Source organism: Kingella potus (genome assembly GCF_900451175.1).
In the GTDB taxonomy this organism is placed as follows: domain Bacteria; phylum Pseudomonadota; class Gammaproteobacteria; order Burkholderiales; family Neisseriaceae; genus Neisseria; species Neisseria potus.
Genome location: NZ_UGJJ01000001.1, coordinates 445,172 through 457,346, shown reverse-complemented (window position 1 = coordinate 457,346; position 12,175 = coordinate 445,172). Strand labels below are relative to the sequence as shown.

The window sequence follows — 12,175 nt, the reverse complement described above, 5'->3', positions numbered from 1 at the left end:
AGCGGGCACTTGTGCCGGAGAGGGAAAAGCGGATGATTGGGCAGGGTGTGCCGCCCAAGCTGCGCACGTGTTTTTTGCAGGCTGCGGTGTTTGGCGGGGTGGGAAAACATCAGGCCGTCTGAAAAACGTATTGCGGTTTTCAGACGGCCTCTGCATCGGCAAGAGCGCGTACGCGGCTGCGCCACACATCCTGTGTCGGATGCGGCAACGCTGTGTTTGGAGCAGGCAAGGTTGCCGTTCGGGCAGGGTGTGCCGCCCAAGCTGCACACGTGTCTTTTGCAGGCTGCGGTGTTTGGCGGGGTAGGAAAACATCAGGCCGTCTGAAAAACGTATTGCGGTTTTCAGACGGCCTTTAAGCGGGTGGGCGTGCCTGTCAGGGCAAAAACGCGCGGATTACGTCGCGGGCAAAGCGGTTTTCGCCCTGTCAGTCCCAGCCCGCAGCCAGACGCGACACGATTTGCGCCGCGCTGCCCGGCGTGCAGCGCGAGGCGTTCTGTCCCGCCCAGAAAGGCGTGAAACCGTAAGAGCCGCGCGCTTCGGCGGCGGCGCGCAGCGCGGAGGCGGCCGCACCGGCCAGCGGAAAGGGCAGGGCGGCGGGGTTGGACGGGCCTGCTTCGCGCATAAAGCGGTTGGTGATGCCGCGTGCCGCGCCGCCGCTGAACAGATTGGTAACGGCGGTGTCTTCCGGCTGCGCCGCTTGCAGCGCGGCGCGGTGTTCGGGCTTGGCGAGGGCTTCGTCGGCAAGGAGAAACGCCGTTCCTGCCTGCACCGCCGCCGCGCCCAGACAGCGGGCGGCGCGTACCGTTTGCGCGTCGGCAATGCCGCCGGCGGCGATAACGGGCAGCTTCACCGCGCGGACAAGGGCGGGCAGCAGCGCAAACAGGCCGCTTTGGCCGCCTGCGTCATGGTTGAGAAACCAGCCCCGGTGGCCGCCCGCTTCCCAGCCCTGCGCGATAACCGCGTCCGCGCCTGCCGCTTCCAAAAAACGGGCTTCGGCCACGGTGGTTGCGCTTGCCCAGATTTCCGCGCCCGTCTGTTTTACCCGTGCCAGCATACCGGCAGGCGGCAGGCCGAAATGGAAGCTGACGACGGGCGGGCGGTATTGTTCCACCAGCCGCAGCGCGGTTTCGTCAAAAGGCCGGCGGCCGCCGCCTGCGGGGATGTCTTGGGCGGTGAGGCCGAATTCGGCGAAAAACGGTTGCAGCGCGTCCAGCCATGCCTGCTGCTGCGCCGCACTTGCCTGCGGCGTGCGGTGGGCGAAAAAGTTGGCGTTGTAAGGCCGCCCTTGCGCCTGCGTGTTCATGGTGTGCAGCGCGGCTTCAAGCGTGTCGGGCGCGTAGGCGGCGCAGGCCAGCGAACCCAGGCCGCCGGCGCGGCACACGGCCAGCGGCAGGGCGGTGTCGTGGGCAAAGGCCATCGGTGCCTGGATAACGGGGTAGGGCAGCGAAGACAAAATGCGGGACATGGTTTTCTCCTTATCTGTATCTGTATCTGTATCTGTTTTTGCTTTTCCGGCAACTGCGGCATACGGCAATCCGTATAACATATATATAATATAATATAATCGAGGCCGTCTGAAAACGGCTTTTGCTGTTTTCAGACGGCCTGTTTCCCTATTCACCCAACCTGACAGGAGTTGCCATGCAGGAGCAGCACAAAACCTTCCGCACCGCCGACGGCACCGAACTTTTCTACCGCTACCGCCCCGCAGCCGACGGCAGCAGCGGCAAAGCCGTTGTTTTGTTCCACCGCGGACACGAGCATTCCGGCCGCATGATGTTTGTTGCCGACGAACTCGGTTTCGACGATTTCGCTTATTTCGCATGGGATGCGCGCGGCCACGGCCAAAGCCCCGGCGAACGCGGCGACAGCCCCGGCATCGGCACTTCCGTGGCCGATGTGGATGATTTCATCCGCCACATCACCGCCGAATACGGCATCCGCCCCGAAAACATCTGCATCATCGCGCAAAGCGTCGGCGCGGTGCTGGTGTCGGCCTGGCTGCACGACTACGCGCCGGACATCCGCTGCGCCGTGCTCGCTTCGCCCGCGTTCAAAGTCAAACTTTATGTTCCCTTCGCCCGCGCCGGCCTGAAAATCATGCAGAAATGGCGCGGCAATTTCTTTGTCAACAGCTATGTCAAATCCCACTACCTCACCCACGACAAAGCACGGCAGCAGAGCTTCGACAGCGACCCGCTGATTACCCGCGCCATCTCCGTGCGCATCCTGCTCGGGCTGTACGAAGCCGCAGAACGTGTTGTGGCCGATGCCCAAGCCGTTACCACGCCGGTACAGCTCCTGATTTCCGGCAGCGACTGGGTGGTGCACCACAAGCCGCAGCACGATTTTTACAACCGCCTCGGCAGCCGCATCAAAGAGCGGCACATCCTGGCAGGTTTCTACCACGACACTTTGGGCGAGCAAAACCGCGAAGCCGCGTTTGCCCAAATGCGCCGCTTTATACGGGAGCGTTTCGACGCGCCGCCCGACATTCCCGACCTCACCCAAGCCCATCTCCACAGCGAAAGCCGCCGCGAAGCCGACGAACTGGCCACGCCGCTGCCCGCACTCTCGCCGCGCGGACTGTTTTGGAAAACCTACCGCGCCGCCCTCGATTTGGGCGCGCGTTGGAGCGAAGGGCTGAAAACCGGCAAAGAAACCGGCTACGATTCGGGCAGCACGCTGGATTACGTCTACCGCAACGAGCCGCAGGGCAGCAACGCCCTCGGCCGCATGATGGACAAACACTATCTCAACGCCGTCGGCTGGCGCGGCATCCGCCAGCGCAAAGCCAATATCGGCCTGGCCGTTCAGACGGCCTCGCACCTGCTGCGCGAAGCCGGCAAACCCGTAAACGTACTCGACATCGCCTCCGGCCACGGCCGCTATGTCTTAGACGCTTTTGCCGGCGGCACGCCGCCCGATTCGGTGCGCCTGCGCGATTACAGCGGGCTCAACGTCGAAGCGGGCCGCCGCCTGATTGCCGAACGCGGCCTGCAAGACACCGTAACTTTCACGCAAACCGACGCATTCGAGCGGGCAAACTACCAAAACCTCGAGCCGCGCCCCACGCTGGGCATCGTTTCCGGCCTGCACGAGCTGTTTGCCGACAATGATTTGGTGATGCAGTCGCTCTACGGCTTCGGCGATGCGATAGAACGCGGCGGCTACCTGATTTACACCGGACAGCCCTGGCATCCCCAGCTCGAAATGATCGCCCGCGCCTTAACCAGCCACAAAGCAGGCAGCCCGAACTGGGTCATGCGCCGCCGCAGCCAGCGGGAAACAGACCAGCTCGTTGCAAAAGCGGGTTTTGAAAAAATCCGCCAATGGACGGACGCAGACGGCATTTTCACCGTCAGCCTCGCCGTGAAGAAATAAGAAGCCGTTTAAATAGGAGAGAGGCCGTCTGAAAAAAAGCGTTTTCAGACGGCCTTTATATGTCCGGCACACCCTGCGTCCGAAGCGTTTCCCATCCTTACTTGAACCGTCGGTGCGAACGCCCTATCATGCGCGTTTTCCAATTATTCCCCACAGGTGAATCAAATGCCGCTAGCCCTTATGTCCGAAGCACGCCTTGCCGACCTGCAAGCCTTCGAGCGCACCATCCTGTCCAACCAAACCAAAATCGAAGCCTGGTTCCGCAGTAAATGGAAAGAACACGCCCCGCCGTTTTACGGCTCGGTAGACATCCGCAACGCCGGCTACAAAATGGCCTCCATCGACATGAACCTTTTCCCCGGCGGCTTCAACAACCTCAATCCCCAGTTTGTCCAACTCGCCGCCCACGCCGCCCAAGACGCGGTGGAACGCGCCTGCCCGCAGGCCAAATCCGTACTGATCGTGCCGGAAAACCACACCCGCAACACCTTCTACCTGCAAAACGTCCACGCCCTGCAAAGCATCCTGCGCACCGCAGGCTTTGAAGTGCGGCTGGGCAGCATCAACCCCGAAATTACCGCCCCCGCCGAATTTGAAACCGCGCTGGGCGACAAAATCATCCTCGAACCCCTGCAACGCACACGCGGCCGCGTCCACCTTGCCGACGGCTTTTCCCCCTGCCTCATCCTGCTGAACAACGACCTCTCCGCAGGCGTGCCCGACATCCTCAAAGACCTTTCCCAAACCGTCCTCCCGCCGCTGCACGGCGGCTGGACCACGCGCCGCAAGACCGCCCACTTCGCCGCCTACGACACCGTAGCCGCCGAGTTTGCCGCGCTGACAGGCATCGACCCGTGGCAGATTAACCCCTACTTCGAGAAAATCTCCGGCCTCAATTTCCAAGAACGCGAAGGCGAAGACGCGCTGGCCGGAGCGGTGGACAGAATGCTGGAGAAAATACAGGCCAAATACGACGAAAAAGGCATTACCGACCGCCCCTTCGTTATCGTCAAAGCCGACGCGGGCACCTACGGCATGGGCGTGATGAGCGTCAAATCCGCCGACGAAGTGCGCAGCCTGAACCGCAAAAACCGCAATAAAATGGCCAAAATCAAAGAAGGCCTCGAAGTGAGCGAAGTGATCGTCCAAGAAGGCATCTACACCTACGAAACCCTGCACGGATCGGTGTCGGAGCCGGTTGTGTACATGATCGACCGCTTTGTCGTCGGCGGCTTCTTCCGCGTTCACGAAGGGCGCGCCGCCGACGAAAACCTCAACGCCACCGGAATGTCCTTCGTCCAGCTCAACCACATCATCCCCGTGGCCGAAGCAGAAGCCTACAACGACGACTGCGGCCGCCGCGTTTTCGAGCAATGGCAGGAGCTGGGCGTGCCGCAAACCAACGCCGCCAATCCCGACTGCGGCTGCAACCGCCTCTACGTCTACGGCGTGATGGCCCGCCTGTCCCTCCTCGCCGCCGCGCTGGAAATGGAACAAACCGCCCCCTGAACCCGTAACACGGAAAATGCCCGCCCCGTACCGCCGCCCGCTCAAAAGCGGCGTTACGGGCGGAAATGTGTTTACGTAGTATGGACACGGTATTTGGCAGGGAATTTATTTCATTCCTGTTTGTTCTGACGTTCGATATTGTTTGATGCTTGATATTCTGTTGCCCAAATTATTTTTAGAGTGGCGGCAGCTCGTTATCCCAAGGATTCTTAACCATGAAAAAACACAGCAGCCGGAAAGATGCACAGCTTGCAGGACAAATCCGCCAAGAACACGAATCGGCTTGGCAGTTGGAAGTATTGGAGCCGCGTCTGCTGCTTTCTGCCGATATGGTGCCCGGCGTGCATGAGCTGGAAGGAACGATCGAACAACCCGGCGAGCAGGATGTGTATGAGTTTGTTTTGGACAAGCAAAGCCGTTTGCTATTTGACGGGATACAGGGAGAACGGATTAGTTGGCGGCTGGATGGCCCGGCCGGCGGCTTTGATTCGCGAGCTTTGACATCCGACGGAGACAGGCTGTTGCATTTGGATGCAGGCAAATACAGATTGACGGTGGATGGAGAGAACAATGCTACCGGAGCTTACCGTTTTCGCTTGTTTGGCGAAGAGGCAGCCAAGCCGTTAGTGCCGAACATACAGACCGAAGGTTCTTTGCCGCCGTCTGCCCAAACCATGTTGTACCGTTTCAATTTGGTTCAGGGGGATCGTGTTTATTTTCAGGCGGACAATCTGCAGAACGACGGAGTGTGGACGCTGTTTGACAGCAAGGGCAGAGTGCTGGCGGAGCGCAACAGGCTAAACAGCGATTATGCGGTGGGAAGTATCACGGCAACCGGGGAATACTGGCTGTCGGTGGAAGGTGGCGGAGTAAAAGACAAATCAGATTATGTCTTTACACTGTTCAGGCAGCCTGAGCAGAAGGCCGATTTGCCATTGGGGGAAAACCTTGCCATGCAGATGATGCCGGGCGCGTTGGCAACATATTCGTTTGTATTGGAGCGGGCATCGCATATTGGGATAGACTGGCTGAAAACTGCCGACAGTACAGTGCGTTGGCGGATATTGAATCAGGATAATACCGCCATATTGCAGGGCTATTTAGGCAGGGAAGAGTTGTCTGCCGCTTATCTGCCGCGCGGGCATTACCGCTTGGAAGTGGAAAGTACGCAGCGTTATACGGGCGAGGTAAGGTTCCGTGTGCTGGATGCGCAAACGGCAGCAACGCCGCTGTGGCAGGATAACCGTCTTGAATTGCGTTTGGCCGGAGGGCAGGCACGGGTGTACCGCTTGGATACTGCTAGTGTGGATCGGCTGGCTGTTTTCGCAGCGGAGGGAGAAAACGAAGGTTCGCTGCAATGGATGCTGACCAACGCTTATGGACAGCAAATCGGCGGAGGTGTGGTGCGGGATGGAGCCGACACGGTTATTTTGAATCGGGATGGCACATATTATCTGTGGCTCAATCCGCAGGATTTGGAGCAGATGGAAACCACAGTCAGGCTTGCTATGTGGCAGGAAAAACAGCCTACTTCCGCCGTATGGGCGGGCGACCGTGTCCTGACTTTGAGCGGGCGTGTGGATTATGCGGGGGAAACGCTTGCATTCGATTTGGATGTTGCGCAGTCGGGAATGGCGTACCTGGTGCCGGAGAACTTGGCCGAACACGCCGAGTGGACGCTGAAAGACGAAGACGGCCGTGCATTGTTCGCGGAAACCGCTGCTGCCAAGCTGCTTTATCTGCAACAGGGACGTTACCGTCTCGACATACGTTATGCCGCAGGGAAGATTGGCGAAGCGACGGCTATCCTATACCCGGCACAACAACTGCCTTTGTTGTTGGAAAATACCGATACCGTACTGCCTTCGGCTGCGGCCGGTGAAACGGTGTTCTATCGTTTGCCTACCGGAAAAAATAAAGAAATCCGTTTGCGGATCAGTAGCGGATGGAGGGCGGAGGTAAGGGGTGCGTTTGGACAGAATGTGTTTTACCGCGCACAGCAGGAAGCAAACGGATCCGTCTTGCTGATTTGGGATCAAACGGTGCAAGGCGATGTGTATATACGGCTGGCTGCGGAGCAAGATCAAGCGGCCGGCATGCTGCGCTGGAACGGCACAGCCGACGACAGCGTTTCTCCAGTAGCGGAAGAAATTGTTGCCAATAGTTTCATCTACCGCGATTTCGGTGAGTCAGCGGGCGATCAACGTTTCCGTTTTACCTTGAAGGAAGAAGGCTTGGCCTTCATCCGTTTTTACGAAGGTAATCTCGGCCATTGGACGCTGGACGGCCCGCGCGGCCGGGAATACTCTGGTTATGGCAGGCAGACGTTGATCCCTGCTTTGACGCAGGGTAGCTATACGCTCACATTGCATCAGGTACAGGGCGTGCAGGCATTTGCGGTCGGTATTTCAGACGGCCTCGCGAGCGTTGCAGCAGGTGGTACGGAAAACGGGGAGTTGGCAGCCGGAGAATTCGTGCGCTTTTACCGTCTGGAAACTGCACAAGGGCAGGATATGTGGTTTCGCGCCACAAACAGCGTACCGGAAGGGCTGCGTTACACTGTATACGACCGGACGGGCAATGTGCTTGCTGATGGCGGCGGTACGGACAATCCGGATCTGCAACGTGTTCCGCATAAAGCCGGGAGCTATACCGTGGTGGTGTGGCGGCAGAATGCGCAAACGCGGGATGAGGCCGCTCCTGTGCGTTTCGAATGGCTGGCTACGCCGAAATCAGACAGTATGAGCCTTATTGCCGGCATCCGACAAAGCGGCAGATTGGCAGGATACGGCCATTATTATGATTATGCCTTTACCTTGGACGAGGCTGCCGTTTTGCAGGTAGAACCTGAGGACGTGGGAGATTTGTCGTTCGCGCTCTACGATGGAAGAGGAAATGCCTACGACAGCCGTGCAGAACAAGCCGGACGCTACCATTATGTATTGGGCAGGGGCGAATACCGTTTGCGCGTACAAAACACGCGTTGGCCAAACACTGGTGCCGTAAGGCATTTTGCATTTTCGACGAAGCTGGTAACAAGCGGCAGTGCGGATGTTTTGCCTACGGACACTGTGGACGAAGCGGATTTATCAGACAGCGGGGGTAGCCGCATCCTAAATGTGGATTTAAACGCCGGAACGAACTATTGGATAGGATCGGACAGAGGTTTGGCGGATTATCAGCGCATCCTCGCCCATATTTTCGATGCCGACGGCAATTTGGTAAGCGAACGATTTTTCTACGGAGAATACTGGTACGGCGAGGGCAAAAAACGCCACGGCTTTGTATTTTCGCCTGTGCAGACCGGACGCTACACTGTGGTGTTTACCTCTGTGCAAAGCGGGAAAGACGGCGGTAGCCGCTTGGATGCGGTATTTAAAACCGGAGAGCAGCGCAAAACCGAATACAGTATGGGAGCACGTGTTGAAGGCCGTCTGAACCGTTTGCAAGACAGCGCAGCATATGACTTTACCCTGTCTGAACGCCAAAAATTGTGGATCGACATCACAGGCAGGGATTATGCCGCGAAGATTGTGCGGCAGGCGGACGGGCAGACAGTATACGAACAGGCATCTGCCGGCAGCGGCGAATCCGGTGCCGGTTTTGCGGCGATGTTGGAGGCAGGTGCTTACACATTGATCCTGATTCCCGACACTTTCTCACCCCAAACATACAGTTTCCGCCTGTCTGATGCGGCCGCATTACCACTGTTGCTTGAAGGGGAAAAAAATACGCAAACCGCCGCGCAAAGCGAGCATCCTCTTGTCTGGCGTTTCGATGGAAAAGCAGGTGAAACCGTGTTGGCTGAGGTTAGAGGTGGAACAGTCAGCCGGTATTGGTCGGTGCAGGATGCCAACGGTAAAGAGATTGTTTCCGGCTATGCTTACCGTAACCGCACCGATGTGAAAAAAATAACGCTTCCGCTCGATGGCGGATACATTTTGCAAAATTACGGCGGCACGCCCGGACGCGGAGAAGATACGGTTGCCGCACTAATCCGCCGTACCCGCAATACTGAAACGACGATTCGGCCGAATGACCGTATCAGCGGCCAAATTGCGGCCGGCGGAGACACCCACAGCTACCGTTTCGTATTGGATAAGTCGCAAACCGTGGTCTTTACCGGACACGGGGGGCAGGCAGAGGCCAAGTTGTATAACCCTTATGGAGAGTTGTTGCAAACCATAGGCTTTGATACCGGCCGTTATACTGTCCGTCGTCTGCCGGCAGGCGAGTACCGGATTGAAATCGGTGCTTCTTATTCAAATACGCCTGCCTATGATTTTTCGTTTAAGTTACTGGCGGCGGATGAGCAGGTATCCGGTGGGCAGGCCGAGTTTGAAGGTATTATCCCCGCAGGCCGCAATTATTATGTTTACAGCTTCGATGTGCAGGCGGGGGAGCGTTATGTAGCGGATGTCGTACAAAAGGAACATACCCTCCTTTACTCTCTTGTGGATGAGTCCGGCCGGCTGCTGGCGGATCAGATGGATTCCCATAGTCTGTCCGTTGCCTTTACCGCGGAGCGCACGGGCAAGGTTTATCTGCTTGCCCACCGCTATGCTACTGCGGCGGAACAGCCGGTCGGATTTTCCGCCACCCTGCGCCGCGCTGTTACAGGCGGCATTCTGCCCCTGGTGTTCGGAGAGACGGTATCAGGCCGTCTGAATACCCGTGAGGACACGGTAAGCTATGCGTTGCGTATCCGGCGGGATGACAGGCTGGTTTTGAGCGGCCTCGAAGCATCCGACGACAATGTTGAACTGGAACTGCTCCGACCCGACGGCACGGTAATCGGCAGCAAAAAATACTGGCAGCAAAACGATATTGCCCGTCCATTACTGCCGGCAGGCGACTATCTGCTCAGGATCAGCCATAAGGCAGACAGCAGCGCTGATTACCGTTTTACTGCCGATTTGCAGAGCAGGACGGCACAGGCATTGCCGTTTGCCGAACTCTGGCCGGCTTACGGGCAAACTGTTACTTTGAGGCCGTCTGAAAACCATTTTCCCCAAACCTACCGGCTGATGCTGGCACGCGGCGACAGCTTGTCTGTCGAATCCGCGCAAACCGGTTTTGTACTGCTCGACCATGGGAAAACGCAGGTGGCCGCTTCGCAGCAAGGCCGTCTGAATTACCGTGCGCAGGCGGACGGGGTGTTTTATTTGCGGCAGGAATCCCAAGGGAACAGCATATCGGCCAAGCTGACACGGCATGCAGCTGCAGCAGGCCACGACGGGGGCGATGTCGGTGCCACTTTTACAGATGCTGTGGAGCTGCCAGTTTTATCCGGCATTCCGTTCGTTACGGATGTCCGCATCGGCGACGGAGCCGATGGGAAAAAAGATGTTGATATGTACCGGCTGATGCTGGCTCAGGATGAAACGCTGACGGTAAAAGCACCAAACGGGAAGGGAATGGACGGTTATGCCCGCTTGTTTGATGCAGAGGGTAGGGAGCTGGCTCATGCCGACGATTCGGATATGGTTTACCGTGTTGCCGCAGACGGTGTTTATTATCTCGGCATCAGTGGCTATCCCAACCGCAATTACAATGCATTAAGCGGAGGCGGAGAAGAAGAGGGACGCGGCACGGGGAGCATCGTCCTGACGGTGGGCAGAGACATTGACGGCTTTATTTCCGATCAGCTTGTCCGCCGTTCCGATACCTCCATTCCTGACGATGCCGTTTCTTCCCCATCATGGAGCGGTACGCTCAAAGAGGGCGAACCTAAGGACTTGTATTTCGTAACCGAAACCGATGGTTTGTGGTATCCCGAGCGCACCAGTTACGACTACGCTTTCCAAAACTATCAAACCCTCCGCCTGACAGACGAAAGTGGCTATGAACGGTTGGCTGCTTTCAACACGCCTGTTTATTTGCCCAAAGGCAGATATATGCTGCGTTTGGCACAAAGTAGCGGAGAAGGCAGCATCGGGCTGGTGTGGCGCAATCTTTCGGCTGCGCCGGAAATCTTGGCGGGTCAGGCCGTGGTCGAAAAAGAAACGTCTCCGACCCTGGTGCGTGCCTATAGTTTTGCGGTACAGGGCGGCGAAGAAATCCGTTTTAACGATTTGGGGGGATCCGACAATCTTTCCTGGCATATCTTCAACGCAGCGGGGCAGAAAATCAGCAGTGGCAGCAGCAGGGATTCAGGCCGTCTGAAAGTCTTGTCCGACGACGTATATACCATAGTATTCGACACAAAAGCCGGTGGCTACGCTCGCTTCCAAATCGACAGGCTGAGGCCGTCTGAAACCCAGATCCTGCGCTTGGGTGCTAGCGCTGCGGGAACGCTTACACCCGCAGCCCAAAAAGTCGAATACCGTTTGGACATAGAAAAGGATACGCCCGTTCTGGCAGACATCCTGACGCATACTAGCGACAGAGTGTACTGGCGTTTGCAGGATTGGCACAGCGGCAGGGAAATCCAACACCTGCAATCCGCCGGCACAGTATTGGCGGCGGGTTCATATCGTTTGATTGTGGAGACTCATGAAAAAACCGTACAAGATTACGGCCTGCGCCTGATTGATCTTTCTACTGTTGCGCTGCTGGATCATGGCCGGATTGTAGAAGGCCGTCTGAAAAATACCGGTCATATGCAGGCTTATCAGATAGATGTGCGGGCAGGCGAACGGATTTTCGTTGATTTTCAAAACCTGCTTCAACGCCAATGGCTGGGTTATCCTCAATACCACTACAATTACAGTGCCAATGTCCGCATCATCGACCCTTACGGACGAGAGTTGTCGGCACAAGCGATTCAAAGCACAGGAGTGGAAGCGGCGGCAGCGGTAACGGGCAGGTACACGGTATTGCTGGATATTACCGATGCTCGCAGCACCGAATTGCCTTACCGTATGGCGGTATTCGTACACAAACCTGATGAGCCGCGCCCGATCGATTTGGCATCGGTGCCGCGCAGTATGGATTTGCAGGTACAGGATGTGCGTGTTGCCGCTGCCGGAGTGGACAACATCCGTTCGGGAGGACTACTCAACATTACCTGGCGCACCACCAATCGCGGTGTCAAAGCCACAGCGGGCGATTTTACCGAACGCGTGCTGGTCAAAAACAGTCAGACGGGGGCAGTAGTGGCACAGGCCGTACTGACATATCGAGAATCTGAATCCGGAGTTTTGCTGCCGCAGCAGTCGGTTGAACGCAGTCTGATGCTGCGTCTGCCCGACGGGGCTGTGGGTGCCGGTACGTTCATTTTGGCGGTGGAAACCGATGCCGCCAACAATCAGAAAGAAACAGGAACAGACGAGCAGAACAA

Annotated in this window: 4 protein-coding genes (1 of these 4 only partly in view); 3 read left to right on the top strand and 1 reads right to left on the bottom strand. The window is 57.5% G+C overall.

Annotated features, from left to right (window positions below):
• Positions 1 to 424: 424 nt before the first annotated feature.
• Positions 425 to 1,465: an NAD(P)H-dependent flavin oxidoreductase gene (locus tag DYE40_RS02000; RefSeq protein ID WP_115308242.1), complete on the bottom strand. Its 1,041-nt coding sequence runs from the start codon at positions 1,463 to 1,465 to the stop codon at positions 425 to 427.
• Between the two features lie 176 nt (positions 1,466 to 1,641).
• On the opposite strand from DYE40_RS02000, the gene DYE40_RS01995 reads away from it, so the two are divergent.
• From DYE40_RS01995 to DYE40_RS01985, 3 genes are all read left to right on the top strand, one after another.
• Entirely contained in the window at positions 1,642 to 3,384 is a 1,743-nt protein-coding gene (locus DYE40_RS01995; RefSeq protein ID WP_115307501.1) for a bifunctional alpha/beta hydrolase/class I SAM-dependent methyltransferase, read from the top strand.
• A gap of 165 nt (positions 3,385 to 3,549) precedes the next feature.
• The gene (gene gshA / locus DYE40_RS01990) at positions 3,550 to 4,893 is read left to right on the top strand and encodes a glutamate--cysteine ligase (RefSeq protein ID WP_115307500.1); all 1,344 of its coding nucleotides are present in this window, start codon (positions 3,550 to 3,552) and stop codon (positions 4,891 to 4,893) included.
• 215 nt (positions 4,894 to 5,108) lie between these two features.
• On the top strand, positions 5,109 to 12,175 hold the start of the coding sequence (locus DYE40_RS01985) for a CARDB domain-containing protein (protein WP_115307499.1). It continues 23,251 nt past the right edge of the window; only the first 7,067 of its 30,318 coding nucleotides appear in the window; its start codon is at positions 5,109 to 5,111; the stop codon falls past the right edge of the window.